Annotated in this window: 15 protein-coding genes; 4 read left to right on the forward strand and 11 right to left on the reverse strand. The window is 60.2% G+C overall.

The annotated features are described in order from the left end of the window. The first annotated feature begins 6 nt into the window (after positions 1-6). On the forward strand, positions 7-798 hold the full coding sequence (gene pcaD, locus ACA046_RS06805; RefSeq protein WP_497676150.1) for a 3-oxoadipate enol-lactonase: 792 nt from the start codon (positions 7-9) through the stop codon (positions 796-798). Between the two features lie 188 nt (positions 799-986). Next, on the forward strand, positions 987-1385 hold the full coding sequence (gene pcaC, locus ACA046_RS06810) for a 4-carboxymuconolactone decarboxylase (RefSeq protein WP_497676151.1): 399 nt from the start codon (positions 987-989) through the stop codon (positions 1383-1385). On the opposite strand, the gene ACA046_RS06815 is transcribed toward pcaC, so the two are convergent. From ACA046_RS06815 to ACA046_RS06840, 6 genes are all read right to left on the reverse strand, one after another. Then, positions 1373-2983 carry a M91 family zinc metallopeptidase gene (locus ACA046_RS06815; RefSeq protein WP_497676152.1) on the reverse strand — a complete coding sequence of 537 codons (1611 nt, stop codon included), beginning with the start codon at positions 2981-2983 and terminating at the stop codon, positions 1373-1375. The genes pcaC and ACA046_RS06815 overlap by 13 nt on opposite strands. A 113-nt stretch (positions 2984-3096) precedes the next feature. Beyond that, a complete protein-coding gene (locus tag ACA046_RS06820) occupies positions 3097-3996 on the reverse strand; it encodes a polysaccharide deacetylase family protein (protein WP_497676153.1) in 900 nt (299 codons plus the stop codon). A 78-nt stretch (positions 3997-4074) separates the two neighbouring features. After that, the gene (locus ACA046_RS06825; protein ID WP_497676154.1) at positions 4075-5325 is read right to left on the reverse strand and encodes an OprD family porin; all 1251 of its coding nucleotides are present in this window, start codon (positions 5323-5325) and stop codon (positions 4075-4077) included. Between the two features lie 171 nt (positions 5326-5496). Next, positions 5497-6954, reverse strand: coding sequence for an AdeC/AdeK/OprM family multidrug efflux complex outer membrane factor (adeC, locus tag ACA046_RS06830; RefSeq protein ID WP_497676155.1), 1458 nt, complete (start codon positions 6952-6954; stop codon positions 5497-5499). Then, the gene (locus ACA046_RS06835; RefSeq protein ID WP_167662794.1) at positions 6951-10112 is read right to left on the reverse strand and encodes an efflux RND transporter permease subunit; all 3162 of its coding nucleotides are present in this window, start codon (positions 10110-10112) and stop codon (positions 6951-6953) included. The genes adeC and ACA046_RS06835 overlap by 4 nt, the downstream gene beginning before the upstream one ends. Positions 10113-10115: 3 nt before the next feature. Next, positions 10116-11264, reverse strand: coding sequence for an efflux RND transporter periplasmic adaptor subunit (locus ACA046_RS06840; protein WP_497676156.1), 1149 nt, complete (start codon positions 11262-11264; stop codon positions 10116-10118). Between the two features lie 286 nt (positions 11265-11550). On the opposite strand from ACA046_RS06840, the gene ACA046_RS06845 reads away from it, so the two are divergent. Then, on the forward strand, positions 11551-12183 hold the full coding sequence (locus tag ACA046_RS06845; protein ID WP_003219798.1) for a TetR family transcriptional regulator: 633 nt from the start codon (positions 11551-11553) through the stop codon (positions 12181-12183). Positions 12184-12535: 352 nt separating this feature from the next. Here ACA046_RS06845 and ACA046_RS06850 read toward each other — a convergent pair whose 3' ends face one another. Genes ACA046_RS06850 through ACA046_RS06860 form a run of 3 tightly spaced genes read right to left on the reverse strand, consistent with a single transcriptional unit; the run spans position 12536 to position 15112 of the window. Next, positions 12536-13591, reverse strand: coding sequence for an alkene reductase (locus ACA046_RS06850; RefSeq protein WP_076016001.1), 1056 nt, complete (start codon positions 13589-13591; stop codon positions 12536-12538). A 26-nt stretch (positions 13592-13617) separates the two neighbouring features. Next, entirely contained in the window at positions 13618-14784 is a 1167-nt protein-coding gene (locus ACA046_RS06855; protein ID WP_076016000.1) for an MFS transporter, read from the reverse strand. Positions 14785-14797: 13 nt separating this feature from the next. Continuing rightward, the gene (locus ACA046_RS06860; RefSeq protein WP_003219793.1) at positions 14798-15112 is read right to left on the reverse strand and encodes an ArsR/SmtB family transcription factor; all 315 of its coding nucleotides are present in this window, start codon (positions 15110-15112) and stop codon (positions 14798-14800) included. A 156-nt stretch (positions 15113-15268) separates the two neighbouring features. On the opposite strand from ACA046_RS06860, the gene ACA046_RS06865 reads away from it, so the two are divergent. Continuing rightward, complete coding sequence (locus tag ACA046_RS06865; protein ID WP_076015999.1) at positions 15269-15856, forward strand: acyl carrier protein phosphodiesterase; 588 nt, start codon at positions 15269-15271, stop codon at positions 15854-15856. Between the two features lie 77 nt (positions 15857-15933). On the opposite strand, the gene ACA046_RS06870 is transcribed toward ACA046_RS06865, so the two are convergent. Both ACA046_RS06870 and olsB read right to left on the reverse strand, forming a co-directional pair. Continuing rightward, a complete protein-coding gene (locus tag ACA046_RS06870; RefSeq protein ID WP_076015998.1) occupies positions 15934-16728 on the reverse strand; it encodes a lysophospholipid acyltransferase family protein in 795 nt (264 codons plus the stop codon). After that, positions 16728-17483 (reverse strand): L-ornithine N(alpha)-acyltransferase, encoded by a 756-nt coding sequence (gene olsB / locus ACA046_RS06875; RefSeq protein ID WP_010176659.1) that lies wholly within the window; start codon positions 17481-17483, stop codon positions 16728-16730. Before olsB ends, ACA046_RS06870 begins: the two co-directional genes overlap by 1 nt. Between the last annotated feature and the right edge of the window lie 843 nt (positions 17484-18326).

An 18326-nucleotide genomic window follows, 5' to 3' on the forward strand; every position in this document is an offset into this window, starting at 1 on the left:
GCCGCTGTGGGATTTGTACAACTCGCCGATGGCGAACTGAACTACCAACTCGATGGCCCCGAAGACGCACCGGTGTTGGTGCTGTCCAACTCCCTGGGCACCGACCTGCACATGTGGGACATCCAGATCGAGGCGTTCACGAAGTACTTCCGGGTGCTGCGTTTCGACACCCGTGGTCACGGCAAATCCCTGGTGACCGAAGGGCCCTACAGCATCGAGCAGTTGGGCCGTGACGTGTTGGCGCTGCTGGATGCTTTGCAGATCGAACGCGCGCATTTCTGCGGGCTGTCCATGGGCGGCCTGATCGGCCAGTGGCTGGGGATCAATGCGGGTGAGCGTTTGCGCCGGCTGGTGGTATGCAACACAGCAGCGAAAATCGGCACGCCCGAGATCTGGAATCCACGGATCGAGATGGTCCTGCGCGACGGTGCGGCAGCGATGGTGGCCCTGCGTGACGCGTCGATTGCCCGCTGGTTCACCGCCGACTTTGCCGAGGCTCATCCTGACCAGGCCAAGCTGATCACCGACATGCTGGCAGCGACCAATCCCCAAGGCTATGCCGCCAACTGCGCGGCCGTGCGCGATGCGGATTTCCGCGAGCAACTGCCGTTCATCAAGGTGCCGACCCTGGTGATTGCAGGCACTGAAGATGCGGTCACACCGCCGTCTGGCGGGCACTTTATCCAGGAACACGTGAAGGGCGCCGAGTACGCCGAGTTTTACGCCGCGCACCTGTCCAACGTGCAGGCTGGAGCCGCGTTCAGTGACCGCGTACTGGAATTTCTGTTAGCCCGCTGAGTATCGCTAACCTCTGTGGCGAGGGAGCTTGCTCCCGTTGGGCTGCGAAGCAGCCCTGAAAGCCGCAATAGAGACCTTTCAGCAAGTATGCGGTGACCTTATGGGGGGCCGCTGCGCGACCCAACGGGAGCAAGCTCCCTCGCCACAGGTTATGTGCCTGTCGTCAAAAATTGCATGAGGAGCTTTTTGTGGACGAGAAACAACGTTATGCCGACGGCCTGCAAGTGCGCCGTGAAGTGCTGGGCGACGCCCATGTCGACCGCAGCCTCAACGCCCTGACCGAATTCAACAGCGAATTCCAGGAAATGATCACCCGCCATGCCTGGGGTGATATCTGGACCCGCCCGGGCCTGCCGCGGCATACCCGCAGCCTGATCACCATCGCCATGCTGATCGGCATGAACCGCAGTGAAGAACTCAAGCTGCACCTGCGAGCTGCCGCGAGCAACGGCGTGACCCGCGCCGAGATCAAGGAAGTGCTGATGCAGAGCGCGATCTACTGCGGAATTCCGGCGGCCAATGCGACGTTTCATTTGGCTGAGTTGGTGTGGGATGAGTTGGGCGTGGAGTCCCGCTATCCGGCCTGATCGGTCATCGGCTTGGTCTTATCGTGGTACCTGGTACGTAATGGAATACGCATTTCTTCCAGGAGCGCATTTTCTGTAAAGGGCTTTGGATTGGTCGCAGTAGGGGGGGTTGCCCGGTGGTCGTCAAAATCAAAAGGCTGGGCGTTCGTTGGCAGACCGACGGCTTGGCGCTCGGCGTTGGGTTCGCCATCGGTAAATCCCTGTAGCTCGGTGCCTGTGGCGCCATTATAGGCGTGGGCCATTTCGTGATAGAGGATATTGACAGGGGTGGTTGCTTGTTCAGGTGCGAAGGAGGGGTTGTAGGTTATCTCGGCGCCTGTGGCCACGGCGCCGCGCTGATTATGCGCGATGCTGCCCCGGGCCTCTGGTACAAGCGTGTGTTGCGATTTACCCGCTGCCAGGTGCTCACGCACAGCCGTATTACTAAAAGCATAAGTCGCGCCATCGGCCATGCTTTCAACGACACGTACGGGTGAATCGTTTCGTCGCGCCATGGTGTCGGCAGCGCCTAGCATTCCCCTGCCTTGTGGAGACATTCTAAGCAGCTCCATATCCTCCTCTACGTTCTGTCTGAACTCGGGCGATCCTTCTACGAGATAGCCGCTTTTGCCTGACTCGTCAGGTATGGAGTGCACGAGAGAAGACCCTGACGTGCGATGAATCTCATCCGTAGGCTTGGCATAAATCACCGTCTCATGGCTATCAGATCGGACAATATTTTTATCTCGTCCGGTATAAATCGTAGCGGGGCCGTGCGCGACTACCAGGTTGTCACCTTTGCCTGCGTGCATGATCGTCGGGTGTTTGCTGTCGTTGCGGGTGGTTATCATGAAGTCGTGACCGTCACCACCGTCCATGAACAGGCGGCGACCAGGCAAGCCAGCGCCAGCTTGCAGGCGATCATTTCCGTTCCCGCCTTTGAGGATGCCATTACCGGAGCCCGCGATCAGCGTGTCATCCCCATCACCACCAAATGCGATGCCATTGCCGCTCCCGAGCTTGATCAGGTCATTACCTTTGCCGCCATATAGTCGGCTTGTACCCGAGCCGGCCTGGGCCAGATCGTTGCCGTCACCCAGTTCTACGCGAATGTCATTTTTGACATCCGGGGCGACCAATACGTGGTCGTCTCCCCCTTTGGTCCTGATGCGCAAAGGCAGAGGTTCATTTTCATATTGGGGAACAAGCTTCAGTTGATAGGGCTTCCCGTTGATGGTGGCTATCAGACTGTGATCCGGACCTTTTTTGATGAGCACCTTGTCGGCGCTATCGCCCGTCTCGATGACGAGTTCATTACCACCAGCGTTTACAGGATTCCCGTCCTTACTGGCGTAAGTGATCTCCTGATAAATCTTCACGTTCTGGTCGTGACGCAATATGTCGGTGTTGGTGTACACCTTGTAACTTTTGTCGTCCCTATTCTGCTCCGGGGTGAGCTTGGAGTGTGCAGAGAAATAAAGGAAATCAATGGGCCTGTCGGGCCCGTAATACCACGTTGCTTTGCTCGAGATAACAATGGGAGGTTGAGAGGCTGATGCGGTGGGCAGGGTATTCGCCGGGGATACAGGGGGTAGATTGGGCGTCGGCGTAATAGACATTGACGACATATCGGTTATCTCACTGCTGATTGATTTCCGTAGGTGGTCGTGCCTGTGTCTGAGTTCCTTATGTCGGGGTGTTTATGTGGTCAAAAATGCTACTGAGCGGGCGGCTAATGCGAGTCAGAATCCCACACCCAATTCCACACCCCCGGCAGATGCACCACTTCGTCGGCGCTCTTCACCGTGCGGGCCATGGCGGCGCGCTGCAAGGTTGCCCGGTCGGTATAGAACGGCTGCGTGGCGACGGGCACGCCGTTGATGCGCGCGCTGTCCATCAGGATTTGCAGGTATTCCTTCAAGTGCCAGGCGGTGTAGCGGTTGATATCGTGGAAGGTCACCACCACCGGGATCACGCCGTCCACCGTCGGTAATTCGCCTCGGGCAATGCGCTCGCGCACCACCGACAGTTGGCGTATCAGGTTCTCCCGTCGACGCGGGCTGCCATTGAACACCCAGATCACCCCATCGTTTGCACTCAGGTCTGTCAGCAGTACATGCATGCCGTGCTGCTGATAGGCGGCGAAGGTGCGCTTGTCGTAATTCCAGAACGGCGGGCGTACCAGCGTGGGCGGCTGGCCGGTGATTGATTCAAGGGTCGACGAGCCCAGGCTGAGGTAGTTTTCCAGATCAGCGGGATTCTGCGAGCGATGGTTGCTGTGCCATGGGGTCGCGGTGTGGAAGCCCAGGATATGACCCGCCGCGTGTTCGCGCTCCATGGTCTTGCGGCCTCGCGGGTTACCGCCGGAGCGGGGCGCCTCGGTCTGCAAAAAGAACACCGCTTTGATTCCCGGCTGTATCGGGTTGTTCGCCAGGTCCGCCATCACCGAACGGCTGGGATTCATAAATCCCGAGGCGCTGGGGCCGTCATCGAAGGTCAGCAAAAAACGGATCGGCGCTTCGGTTTGCAGGCGTTGTTCGGTTTGCGGTGTCAGCGCCAGGGGCGGACCGATGCAGCCGCTTAGACTCAGGGCCAAGGCTAATGCGGCCGATACGATGGCAAAGTGTTTCATGGAGGACTCGAAAGACATTGGCTGCTGGGGCGGGTCATCCATGACACGCGCGCACCATACAGCAAGTCTGTCGGGGCTTTACAGCAGGCTTATCGGGTAACTGACGATCAACCGGTTTTCATCAAACTCATTGTTGTTGTAATCCCTGCGCATGCTGGAATTGCGCAGGCGCACATTGAGGTTCTTCAATGTTCCGCTCTGCACAACGTAGGCCACTTCAGTTTCCCGTCCCCATTCCTTGCCGTCGGTCACCGTGCCGCTGTGTACGTTACTGCCGCTGATGTAGCGGTTCATCAGCGTCAGGCCCGGCACGCCAAGGGCGGCGAAGTTGTAGTCGTGGCGTACCTGCCAGGATTTTTCCTGGGCGTTGTCGTAGCTGGCGTTATAGCTGTCGTTGGCCAGGGTGCCGCCGCTGGTGCCGTTGACGCGCATCCAGGCGCTGTTGCCGGTGAGCTTTTGCAGGCCGACGTAGAAGGTGTTGCCGCCGTATCGGGCCGAGAACAATCCGGACCAGGTCTTGTTGTCGAGGTCACCGGCGCGGGCGCTGCCGTCGTCCTTGCCATAGAAGAACCCGAGGTTGGCGCCCAGAGTCCAGTCGCCTATGGGCTGGCTGTGGATCAGATTCAGGTATTGCTGGCTGTAGATGTCCTTGAGCTGCGCGTTCCACACGCCGATCTGGGTGCGTTTGTCGTTGAAGGCGTATTCGCCGCCCTGGAAGTTGAAGCGGTCGGAGGTAAACGCGGTTTTCCCGAACATCGACATGTCGGTCATGCTGCTGTCGTCCCGCGGGCTGTTGGCGCGGAACTGGCCGCCGTACAGGGTCAGGCCGTCGATTTCCTTGGAGGTGATTTGCCCGCCGCGCAGGGTTTGCGGCAAGGAGCGGCCATCGTCCGAACGCAGGATCGGCAGCACCGGCATCCATTCGCCGACCTTCACTTCCGTCTTCGAAATCCGCGCCTTGAACGCCACGCCCAAACGCCCGAATTCATCTGCAGGGCGGCCGTCGTGGTCCAGCGGCAACAGCTGGGTGCCACCGGTGCCGCGCCCGCCATCGAGCTTCAATGAGTACAGCCCCAGTACATCCACACCGAAACCTACGGTGCCCTGGGTAAAGCCCGACTTGGCGTCGAGGATGAAACTTTGCGTCCACTCCTGCGCGCCACCCTGGGTTTTGGTGGGGTTGGTGTAATTGCGGTTGAAGAAGAAATTACGCAGGTTGAGGTTGGCGCTGGCGTCTTCGAGAAAGCCGTGTTCTTCAGCGACAACGGGGAGGGCAAGGCTGGCGACAGCGGTTGCCAGCAGGAGCCGGCGCGGGGCGAAAGTGCTCATGGTGTTGGACCTGTTGTTATTGGGGTTATGCAGGTGGCGGCCATGGTGCGGGGCGATGCGGGGGCGATGAAAGTGGGGGAAGGCGGGTTGTGGGCGATGATCGAACGTAAAGTATGGGCGTAAAAAAACCGCTTCCGGTGAGGGAAGCGGTTTTTGTTTACTGCACCACTATCAGAACAACTTCAAGGCCGGTGCTTCTTCTTTCAGCGGCTCGTTCTTCGCGGTTTGCTCGTTCCAGCCACCACCGAGGGCCTTGTACAGGTTGACCTCGCTGTTGAGCTGCGCCAGGCGGTCGGTGATCAGCGATTGCTGGGCACTGAACAGTTGGCGTTGGGCATCTAGGAACGTCAGGTTGCTGTCGACACCAATGCGGTAGCGACGCTCGGCCAGGCGGTAGTAATCCTGGTTGGCCGCGACGAAGCCACGTTGGGCGTCCAGTTGCTGCTTGTAGGTCTCACGGGCGGCGAGGCCGTCGGAGACTTCCTGGAAGCCGGTCTGGATCGCTTTCTCGTAGTTGGCGACGTTGATCTCTTTCTGGATTTTCGAGTAATCCAGGCTGGCGCGCAGGCTGCCAGCGTTGAAAATCGGGATGTTGATCTGCGGTGCAAACGACCAGGTACCCGAACCGCCCTTGAACAGGCCGCCCAGGGTCGGGCTCGCGGTACCGGCGCTGGCGGTCAGGCTGATGCTCGGGAAGAACGCAGCCCGTGCCGCACCGATGTTGGCGTTGGCCGCCTTGAGGTTGTGCTCGGCCTGCAGGATGTCGGGTCGACGTTGCAGCAGGTCCGACGGCAGGCCGGCCGGTACTTCGCTCAACAGGTCATCAGCCAATGGCCGGCTGGCGATGTTCGCCGGCAGGCCGGTGCCCAGCAGCAGGGTCAGGCTGTTTTCGTCCTGAGCCACCTGGCGGGTATAGCGCGCCAGTGCAACCCGGGCGTTTTCCACCGAGGTACGGGCCTGGCTCAAGTCCAGGGCCGACGCCACGCCGACTTCATTGCTGCGCGAGGTGAGCTTGTAGCTCTGTTCGAACGCACCCAGGGTGTCCTGGGTGAGCTTGAGCAGTTCCTTGTCGGCCTGCCAGGTCAGGTAGGCGTTGGCCACGCTGGCCACCAGGCTGATCTGGGTGGTGCGACGCGCTTCTTCAGTGGCGAAGTATTGTTGCAGCGCTTGTTCGCTCAGGCTACGGACGCGGCCGAACAGGTCCAGCTCATAAGAACTGATCCCGAGACCCGCCGAATATTGGCTGGTGATGCCAGCTTCGCCGGTCTGCGACAGCTTGGCCGGGGTGCGCGAACGGCTGCCGCTACCCGTGGCCGAGATTGCCGGGAACAGGTCGGCACGCTGGATCTGGTACTGCGCGGCATACGCGTCGATGTTCAGGGCCGCGACACGCAGGTCGCGGTTGTTCACCAGTGCAGTCTGGATCAGCTGTTGCAGGGCAGGGTCATGGAAAAACTGCTTCCAGCCTTGCTCGGCAGCGGCCTGGCCCGGCGCCTGGGCCGACGAGTACGCCGGCCCCTGCGGGAACTGCGCGGCTACCGGCGCTTCGGGGCGCTGGTAGTCCGGGATCAGCGAGCAGCCACTGAGCACGAATGCCGTGACAGCTAAGGAAAGTAGCGACTTGCTCATTGGCCAGCCTCTTTAGGAGTTTGCTTGGTTTCAGTCTTTTTACGCTCGCCAGCGGAGGACACGGTTGCGAAGAACAGGGGGACCCAGAAGATCGCGAGGACCGTGGCGGTGATCATACCGCCAATTACGCCCGTACCGATGGCGTGCTGGCTACCTGAGCCTGCACCTGTGGAAATCGCCAGTGGCAGTACGCCGAGCATGAACGCCATGGACGTCATGATGATCGGTCGCAGACGCATGCGAGATGCCTCGATGGCCGACTCGACGATACCTTTGCCCTGTTCGTGGAGCTCTTTGGCGAACTCCACGATCAGGATGGCGTTTTTCGCTGCCAGACCCACCGTCACCAACAGACCTACCTGGAAGAACACGTCGTTGGACAGTCCCCGCAGGCTGGTGGCGATCAGGGCACCGATCACACCCAGCGGTACAACCAGAATCACCGCAATCGGGATCGACCAGCTTTCGTACAGTGCCGCGAGGCAGAGGAACACGACCAGCAGCGACAGGGCGTACAGCGCAGGTGCCTGAGAGCCGGACAGACGTTCTTCGTACGACAGGCCGGTCCACGCATAACCGACACCCGCCGGCAGGTCCTTGGCAATGCGCTCGACTTCTGTCATCGCGTCACCGGTACTGTAGCCAGGTGCCGGCGTACCGAGGATTTCCATCGCAGCTACACCGTTGTAGCGCGAGAGTTTCGGCGAACCGTAGATCCACTTGCCCGACGAGATGGCCGACATTGGCACCATCTTCCCGGAGGTGCTGCGCACGTACCATTTATCCAGGTCTTCCGGGGACATCCGGCTGGCGGCGTCGCCCTGCACGTACACTTTCTTCACACGACCACGGTCGATGAAGTCGTTGACGTAGCTGCCACCCAGAGCGATGGCCAAGGTCTGTTGGATGTCTGCCAGGCTAACGCCTAGGGCGCTGGCCTTCTCGTCGTCGACGCTGAGCTCGTACTGCGGTTCATCGTTCACGCCGTTGGGACGCACACCTGCCAGGATCTTGCTTTGTGCCGCTGCACCGAGGAACTGGTTGCGTGCAGCCATCAGCTTGTCGTGACCGACGCCGCCCTGGTCTTGCAGGAACACGTCGAAACCGGTGGCGTTACCCAATTCCAGAACCGAAGGCGGCACGATGGCAAATACCATGGCGTCCTTGAACGTCTGGGAGAAGTAACCCTGGGCGCGCTTGGCAATCTCGAATACCGAGTTGGATGCGTCGCGCTCCTCCCATGACTTGAGCATCACGAAGGCCAGGCCAGAGCTCTGACCACGACCTGCGAAGTTGAAGCCGTTTACGGTAAACACCGATTTTACGCCTTTGCCTTCGCCTGGCTCGCCTTCCTTGTCGTTCAGCAGGTAGGCACGCATATCGTCGATGACGGTCTGCGTGCGCTCCGCCGAAGAACCGACCGGCGTCTGTACCTGAGCGAAGATCACGCCCTGGTCTTCATCGGGCAGGAACGCGGCAGGGATGCGCATGAACAGCCAAATCATGCCGGCGAGGATCAGCGCATAGACCAGGAATGCTGGAATCTTGTGCTTGATCATGTTGCCGACGCCGCGTTCGTAGCTCAATACGCCACGGTCGAAGGTACGGTTGAACCAGCCGAAGAAACCGCGCTTGGGTTGGCCGTGTGTTTCCGGGTCGACCGGCTTGAGCATGGTGGCGCACAGGGCCGGGGTGAAGATCAGGGCAACCAGTACCGACAACGCCATCGCCGAAACAATGGTGATGGAGAACTGTTTGTAGATCACACCGGTGGAGCCGCCGAAGAATGCCATCGGCAGCAGTACCGCCGACAGCACCAGGGCAATACCCACCAGGGCGCCCTGGATCTGGCCCATCGACTTGACCGTCGCCTCTTTAGGCGACAAGTGCTCCTCGGCCATTACCCGTTCGACGTTTTCCACCACTACGATGGCATCGTCCACCAGCAAGCCGATGGCCAGGATCATGCCGAACATGGTCAGGGTGTTGATGGTGAAGCCGAACGCAGCCAGGATCCCGAAGGTACCCAGCAACACCACCGGCACCGTCATGGTGGTGATGATGGTGGCGCGGAAGTTCTGCAGGAACAGGAACATCACCAGGAACACCAGCACGATCGCTTCGACCAGGGTGTCAACCACACCGGAGATCGATTCGGTCACTACCGGCGTGGTGTCATACGGCACCACAGCCTTCATGCCAGGCGGGAAGAACGGTTCCAGGGACGCTACGGTGGCGCGGATGGCCTTGCCGGTGTCCAGCGCGTTAGCACCGGCCGCCAGCTTGATCGCCATACCGGATGCCGGCTTGCCGTTGAACTGCGCAGCGATGCTGTAGTTCTGACCGCCCAACTCAATACGGGCGACATCCTTCAGGCGTACCTGTGAGCCGTCAGTATTGACCTTCATCAGGATATTGCCGAACTGCTCTGCAGACTGCAGGCGAGTCTTGCCGATGATGGTCGCGTTCAACTGGGTGCCGGGCACGGCAGGCAGGCCGCCGAGTTGGCCGGTAGCTACCTGCACGTTCTGTGCGGAGATCGCTGTGCTCACATCCACCGGCGTGAGCTGGTAGTTGTTCAGCTTGGCCGGGTCGAGCCAGATACGCATGGCGTACTGCGAGCCGAACACCTGGAAGTCACCTACACCGGCGGTCCGGGAAATCGGGTCCTGGATGTTGGATACGATGTAGTTGGACAGGTCGTCCTTGGTCATGCTGCCGTCTTCCGACACCAGACCAATCACCATCAGGAAGTTCTTCACCGACTTGGTCACGCGGATACCCTGCTGCTGCACTTCTTGCGGCAGCAGTGGGGTAGCCAGGTTCAACTTGTTCTGCACCTGAACCTGGGCGATATCCGGGTTGGTACCCTGGTTGAACGTCACGGTGATGGTCATGCTGCCGTCGGAGTTACTGTCCGAGGAAACATAACGCAGGTTGTCGATACCGTTGAGCTGTTGCTCGATAACCTGCACCACGGTGTCCTGCACGGTTTGTGCGGACGCGCCTGGGTAGGTCACCTGGATATCAATGGCGGTTGGCGCAATGGCCGGGTACTGGTTGATGGGCAACTTCAGGATCGACAGTGCCCCGACCAGCATGATCACCAGGGCAATTACCCAGGCGAAAATGGGACGGTCGATAAAAAATTTCGACATGGATTACTCCCCTTTACCAGCATCGGCAGCAGGCGCTGCAGCAGTGCCGGCGGGTTTAGCGTTGTCAGCGTCCTTGACCTTGACTTCGATGCCCGGCTTGATGAATTGCAGGCCTTCGGTGATCACGCGGTCACCAGCGTCCAGGCCTTTTTCCACCAGCCAATAGGCGCCGGAAGTACGGTTGGCCACCAGGACACGTTGCTCGACCTTGTTGTCCTTGTTCACGATCAGCGCCGTCGGTACACCCTTGAGGTCACGAGTGACGCCTTGTTGCGGAGCCAGGATGGCCTTGCTGTTCACGCCAGCTTGCAGCTGGGCGTGTACGAACATGCCTGGCAGCAGGGTGTGATCCGGGTTCGGGAATACGGCACGCAGGGTCACGGAACCGGTGGTCTGGTCGACCGTTACTTCGGAGAACTCCAGCTTGCCGTCCAGCTTGTAGTCGCTGCCGTCTTCCAGGGTCAGCTTGACCTTGGCAGCGTTATCGCCGGCTTTTTCCAGCTGGCCGCTTTCCAGGTCACGACGCAGCTTCAGCATCTCGGCGGAGGACTGCGTGACGTCGACGTAGATCGGGTCCAGTTGCTGGATCACCGCCATCGCGTCGGTCTGGCCATTGCTGACCAGCGCGCCTTCGGTGACCGAGGAGCGGCCGATACGCCCGGAGATCGGGGCGAAGACCTTGGTGTAGCGCACGTTGATCTGGGCCGTTTGCACATTGGCTTCAGAGGTCATGCGGTTGGACACCGCGGTGTCGTATTCCTGACGGCTGACCGCTTGCTCATCGACCAATTGCTTGTAGCGATCGGCGATCGACTTGGTCTGGGCCAGGTTGGCCTGGGCGCTTTTCAGGGATGCGTCGTACACCGACGGATCGATCTGATAGAGCTGCTGGCCTTCCTTGACGTCGCCCCCTTCCTTGAACAGACGCTTGAGAATGATGCCGTTGACCTGAGGGCGAACCTCGGCAATGCGGTAGGCCGTGGTGCGGCCTGGCAGCTCGGATGTCAGGGTAAAGGCTTGAGGTTGAATAGTGACCACGCCGACCTGAGGGGTTTGAGCGGGCGGAGCCGCTTCTTCCTTTTTACATCCGCTGAGCAGCGATGCCAGGGCGACGGCAGTAACCAGGGCGGTAACAGCTGGCTTAAGTTGCATGAAGATCCTCGGGTCAGGCGCGCAGAGTGCGCACAAGAAGTGTGGAAGGGTAAAAAACAGGCACTGAGTGGATAAGTAGCTTGCTACGCAATATACTTACGTTCATGGTTGTTTGTAAACTCTTGACAGGCTTCGCGGAATGTTGACAAAGCACTGCCCAAAGCCTCGATTCTAGTACGTTCGGCGCCCATGAAGGCGTCGTCCCACAATTATTCAGATGGTCGTTAGCGGCGGTTACGGCTGCGTTACCGATCACCCCAAGTCTCCTGATTGAGGTTTTACTGCCATGGTTCGTCGTACCAAAGAGGAAGCTCAGGAAACGCGCAGCCAGATTCTTGAAGCGGCCGAGCAGGCCTTTTACGAGCGCGGGGTTGCGCGTACCACGCTGGCGGATATTGCCGCGCTGGCAGGCGTGACGCGTGGTGCCATCTATTGGCATTTCAGCAACAAGGCCGACCTGGTGCAGGCGATGCTCGACACGCTGCACGAGCCGCTGGATGAATTGGCCAGGGCCAGTGAGAGCGAGGACGAGGTCGATCCGCTGGGTTGCATGCGCAAGCTGCTGATTCATCTGTTCCATCAAGTGGCCCTGGACCCGAAGACCCGGCGCATCAATGAGATTTTGTTTCATAAGTGCGAATTCACCGATGAAATGTGTGATCTGCGCCGTCAGCGCCAGACCGCCAGCCTTGAATGCAACCTTCGCATCGGGCTGACCCTGCGTAATGCGGTCCATCGCGGGCAGCTTCCGGAGAATCTCGACACCGTACGTGCAGCGGTGTGCATGCACGCCTATATCGACGGAATACTCGGTCAATGGCTGCTGGTGCCCGACAGCTTTCAGTTGGCCCAGGATGCAGAGCGATGGGTCGATATCGCGTTGGACATGCTGCGCTTGAGCCCTGGCCTGCGCAATTAAGACAAAATGCGTAATTGCGACCAGTTGTGTCAACAATAAAGACCAAGGGAGATCAACCAGACTGTTCCCTGATTTTGTGGGGTGACTTTATATACGGGCTGGCGGGCGGTTGATAGGTAGTTTGCTAAGTATTTTGTAGCAATATTGTTGCAAGGCTGTGAAGGAATGTTTCCCGCGCCCTCTGTAGGAACGAGCTTGCTCGCGAAGATCGTCAACGATAACGCAGGCATTCTGGATTAACGCGTCACCTGGGCGTTTTTCGCGAGCAAGCTCGCTCCTACAGGGGAATGTTTCCCGCACCCCATAAAAAAGCCCCGGCTCTCGCAAGCCGGGGCTTTTTCGTTTCAGCAGATCAGAGGGCCAGGGTCGGATAGTCGATGTAGCCGACCGGGCCTTTGGCGTAGAACGTCTCTGGGTGTGCTTCGTTCAGCGGCGCATCGGCCTTCAGGCGAGCGGGCAGGTCCGGGTTGGCGATGAACGGCACGCCAAACGCTACGGCGTCAGCTTTGCCGGAGGCCAGCCAGGCGTTGGCGCTGTCCTTGGTGAAGCGTTCGTTGGCGATGTACGGGCCGCCGAAAGCTGCTTTCAGTTGTGGGCCCAGGCTGTCGCCGGCTTCCTTTTCACGGGAGCAGATGAACGCGATGCCGCGCTTGCCCAGCTCTTTGGCGACGTAGGTGAAGGTTTCCGACAGGTTGGCGTCGCCCATGTCGTGTGCGTCGGCGCGTGGTGCGAGGTGCACACCGACACGACCGGCGCCCCAGACTTCAATCACTGCGTCAGTGACTTCGAGCAGCAAGCGTGCACGGTTTTCCAGGGAGCCACCGTAGTTGTCGGTGCGCTGGTTGGTGCTGCTTTGCAGGAACTGGTCAAGCAGGTAGCCGTTCGCACCGTGGACTTCCACGCCGTCAAAGCCGGCGGCCTTGGCGTTCTCGGCGCCTACGCGGTAAGCGTCGACGATGTCGGCGATTTCAGCGATTTCCAGGGCGCGCGGAGTAGGGTAGTCGGCCAGTGGACGCACCAGGCTGACGTGGCCCTTGGCCGGGATGGCGCTTGGGGCGACCGGTGCTTCGCCGTCCAGGTACGACTCGTGGGAGATCCGGCCTACGTGCCACAGTTGCAGGAAGATCTTGCCGCCCGCGCCGTGTACGGCCTTGGTTACATTGGCCCAGCCGCGCACCTGGTCGTTGGACCAGATGCCCGGGGTGTCCGGGTAACCCACGCCCATTGGCGTGACGGAAGTCGCTTCGCTGAGGATCAGGCCGGCGGAAGCGCGTTGTACGTAGTATTCAGCCATCAGCGCATTGGGTACGCGACCGGCGTCGGCACGGCAGCGGGTCAGCGGCGCCATGATGATGCGGTTCGACAGTTCCAGGTCGCCCAGTTTGATCGGATCGAAAATAGTCGTCATGGGATAACACCCTTCTCTTTAGTTGATCAGTTAGTCGCGGGGGCCAGGTCGGCATCGCCGCTCTGACGGAAAGTAATCAGGGTCACCAGCAGCGCGAGCACCGCCAGTGCCGCAGCAGCCAGGGGCACGCTGGTCAGGCCGAAACCGTGGGCAATCACGCTGCCGCCCACCCAGGCGCCGAGGGCGTTGCCGATGTTGAAGGCGCCGATGTTCAAGGTGGAGACCAGGTTCGGTGCCGCTTTACCGAAGGTCACCACGTTGATTTGCAGCGCCGGTACGGCGGCAAACGAGGCGGTGGCCCAGAGGAACAGGGTGATTTCAGTCGGGATTACTGCGACGCTGGTCCAGGTCAGTACCGTGGACACCACCGCCATGCTGATGAATACACCGATCAAGGTGGCGGCCAGGCGCTTGTCTGCCAGCTTGCCGCCGATGATGTTGCCGACGGTCAGGCCCAGGCCGATCAGCAGCAGGGTCCAGGTCACGCCTTTGGGCGAGACGCCAGTGACATCCCCCAGCAGCGGCGCGACGTAGGTAAAGAGGGTGAACATCGAGGCGGCGAATAGCGCGGTCATGCTCAGCGACAGCCAGATCCCGGCACCTTTGAGCGCTCTCAGTTCGGCGCGCATGTCGAGTTTTTCCTCGTCACGCTTGGCCGGCAGGAAGCGGATCAGGCCGATCAACGCAATCACACCTATGACTGTCACGGCCCAGAAGGTCGAGCGCCAGCCGGCTTCCTGACCCAGCGCGGTACCCAGCGGCACGCCGAGCACGTTGGCCAGGGTCAAGCCGGTGAACATCAGTGCCACGGCCGAAGCACGCTTGTTGGCCGGCACCAGGTTGGCGGCGACCACCGAACCGATACCAAAGAAGGCACCGTGGCACAGCGCGGTGACCACACGGGCAAACATCAGCACGTTGTAGTCGCTGGCCAGGGCGCAGAGCAGGTTGCCGACGATGAAGATGCCCATCAACGCTACCAGGGCGGCCTTGCGCGGCAGCTTGGCGGTGGCCAGTGCCATGAACGGCGCACCGATGGCCACGCCCAGGGCGTAACCGGTCACCAGCCAGCCGGCGCCGGGAATCGATACACCGAGGTCGGCCGCCACATCGGGCAACAGGCCCATGATGACGAACTCGGTGGTACCGATGGCGAAGGCGCTTAAGGCCAGGATGAGTAGCGAGAGAGGCATGGGTGAGTCCTTGTTACAGCGGTGCGCTGAGTTCTTCGGTGAGCGCTTTGAGGAAGGCTTGGATCACGTCCTCATTGCGTTTGAAAAAGTGCCATTGGCCGGCCTTCTGGCTGCTGATCAGCCCCGCCCGTTGCAGGTTCGCCAGGTGCGCCGAAACGGTGGACTGGGACAGTCCGCAGCGTTGGTCGATCTGTCCGGCGCAAATGCCGTATTCGTGGTTGTGCAACTGCTCGGGGAATTGCACTTTCGGGTCTTTCAGCCAGTTGAGGATGTCTCGCCGTACTGGGTGCGCCAGGGCTTTTATTATTTCGTCGAGGTCGATGGACATGGCAGTGATGCTCAAGTTTGTAAAACGTTATATCGCGATGAGGCGAACTTTAAATCGTTATATCCCGATATACCAATATGATTTTGGTCTTAAGCCAGATTAAATCGGTATATCGGGTTATAACGATACGTTGACGGCAGTGCTAAACTGCGCGCCATGAATTATCTCGCACATCTGCACCTTGGCGGCCAACTTCCTGCTCAATTGCTCGGCAGCCTGTATGGCGACTTTGTTAAAGGTCGCCTGCAAGGGCAGTTCAGCCCGCAAATCGAGTCGGCGATTCAGTTGCACCGCTCAATCGATCGCTACACCGACAGCCATCCACTGATAGGGGAGGCGCTGTCGCGCTTCACACTGACCCGACGCCGCTACGCCGGGATCGTCCTCGATGTGTTTTTCGACCACTGCCTGGCGCGGGATTGGGCGTTGTACGCCGATCAGCCACTCGAGCGTTTTACTTCCCGGGTATACCGAGTGCTCGCCGAAGAGCCGGCGCTGCCGGGGCGGCTGGCGCAGATTGCGCCGTACATGGCGGCGGATGACTGGCTGGGTTCTTATCGGGAATTTGCGGTGATGGAACAGGTACTGCGGGGAATCGGGCGGCGCCTGACACGGCCCGAAGAACTGGGCCATGCCATGCAGGAGTTGCGAGCGCTGTATGAGCCGTTGAGTGAGGACTTCCGGATGTTTTATCCGATCTTGCAGACATTCTGTAGGAGCGAGCTTGCTCGCGAAGATCGTTAACGATAACGCAGTGCTCCCGGTCGCCCGTGTCGCCTATTAGCTTTTCGCGAGCAAGCTCGCTCCTACAGGGTATGCATTCAGGCGGCGGCCAGGGTTCCGGCTCGGCGCGGTTCTGCCGGCTGCACCACTTCACCAAACAACGCCTTCTGCACCGCTTGCTGCGCCTGGAACGCCAGCGCCGCACGTTCCTGCCCGGCGCAGGCAATCGGCTTGAGCAGATGAATTTCCACATCGCCCTGGTCATTGCCAAACAAGCGCATCAGGTGCGAGAGCAAATCATCGTCGCCAATGAACGGTGCCAGCGGGTCGATTTTGCCGTCGCGCAGGTAACGAATCGCCACCGGTTGCAGCGACACGTCGGCATCAATTGCACTGGCCAATAACCGCCCATGGAACGTACGCAGGGTGCGGCCGTCGGTGGTGGTGCCTTCCGGGAACATCAACAGCGGGTGTTTTTGTTCCAGGTGACGCGTCATCTGTTTGCGGATCAACTGACTGTCACCCGAACCGCGGCGGATAAACAGGCTGCCGGCCTTGGCTGCCAACCAGCCCGCCACCGGCCAGGTGCGCACCTCAGCCTTGGACAGGAACGACATCGGCGCCACCATCCCCAGCAGCGGAATGTCGGTCCACGACACATGGTTGCTGACCCACAGCATCGACTGTTGCGGCAACTCACCGTGAACGGTTACGCGAAAGGGCAGGGCGTTGGTCAACCGCGCCATGAAAAACCGCGACCAGCGCTGCCGGCGCACCATCGAGTTGGCCACGCCCAAACGCTCAAATACGCCAAACACACTGGCCATGGTCAAACCCAGGGCCACCACCACCAGCACGCGGGCAATTCGCCCGTACACCCGAAGGCGGCTCATCACATGGCTGCCTTGAAGTGGCGGGCATAACGCGGGCACAACTCGTCGCGCTTGAGCAGGATGAAGACGTCGGCCACCTGGAAGTCTTCGTCCCAGCACGGTTCGCCGCAAATCTTCGCGCCCAGGCGCATGTAGGCCTTGAGCAGGGGCGGCATTTCAGCGATGACGTTGGACGGCAGGTCCAGCGCTGGCAGCGGTTTTTTCGGCTCGGCCCGCAGGTGTTCGTTGCACAGGTAGCGTTCGCGCAGGCGCTGCATGATCGCGTGGGCCTGGATGCCGCCGTCGTGCATCGGGATGCTCGCGCAGCCCATCAGGTAGCTGTAGCCGCCCTGGTTGAGGACTTCGGCCAACTCGCCCCACAACACGGCGATGGTGCCGCCGTTGCGGTAGGCGGGGTCGACGCAGGTGCGACCGATTTCCAGGATCGGGCCCTTGAGGTGCAGCAGGCCGTGGAGGCTGAATTCTTCTTCACTGTAGAAGCGGCCCAGGGTGCTGGCGGCTTGGTGGTCCAGCAAACGGGTGGTGGCGACGAGTCGACCGCTGTTCAAATCCCGCACGCCGATGTGGCTGCAGTGAACATCATAGTCATCCATGTCCAGGCCCAGTTCAGCGCCTTTCAGCTTGGCGTTGAATTCGCCGCTGAACACGTTGAAGCGCAGGGCCTGGGCTTCCTGCAAAGCCTGAGCGCCGATCAGGCGTTCGGCTTGCAGGCGGCGTTCATTGCCGGTGTCGCTGATGCGGGCGATCTGAGTCATGGCGAGTCTCCGAGTGCCGGCCAGGGTTGCGGCCGGTCGACTTGTTTGTGCCATGTCAGGCTATGTAGGGCCGGTGTCATCTCCATGAAGTTACGGTGACGCTTAGATGACAGGCGTCTGGCTGGTTTGGGATTTTTGTGTACATATCCGTTGCTGCGGTAACGGCCACCTATGGTTCCGCTCTTACAGCGGGTCACTTTTGGCAAACGCCCGGAATGCCGGCCCAGCCAAAAGTAACCAAAAGGTCTTTGCCCCACCACTCGGTGCCTCGCCTGGGCTCGGCATGCCCGCACTCCGGCCCGATTCCGCGGGCCGCCGCGACGGGCCATCCATGGCCCGGCGCGGCTAAATCGGCTTCCCTGCCGATTTACCCGCTCCACCGTGCCTACTTGCGGCCATCGTGGTTGACGGGGCCCGCAGATCAAGATCACAAGCAGATCAAAAGCAAGAGCACAGCGGCCTACAGGCCGGCTTGAGTGGTAAAAGCAAAAACAAAGCTGCTTTTCTGTAGGAGCGAGCTTGCTCGCGAAAAACCTGAGGGCGCCGTGTTGAATCAGGATGCCAGCGTCATCGTTAACGACCTTCGCGAGCAAGCCCGCTCCCACATTTGGACCGTGCCCGCTTTAGCTTTTGATTTGGCTGTTGCTGTTGCTTCACCACACTCAAGCCGGCCTGTAGGCCGCTGTGCTGTTGATCTGCTTTTGATCTTGATCTTAGGCGCCCCGTTAAACCACGCTGGCCGAACGTAGGCAGTACGGAGCGGGTAAACCGGCAGGACGCCGGTTTAGCCGCGACGGGGCAGGGACGCCCCGTCGCGGCGGCCCGCTTCGTGCTGCCGGAGCT

This window comes from Pseudomonas sp. LBUM1641 (assembly GCF_059716235.1).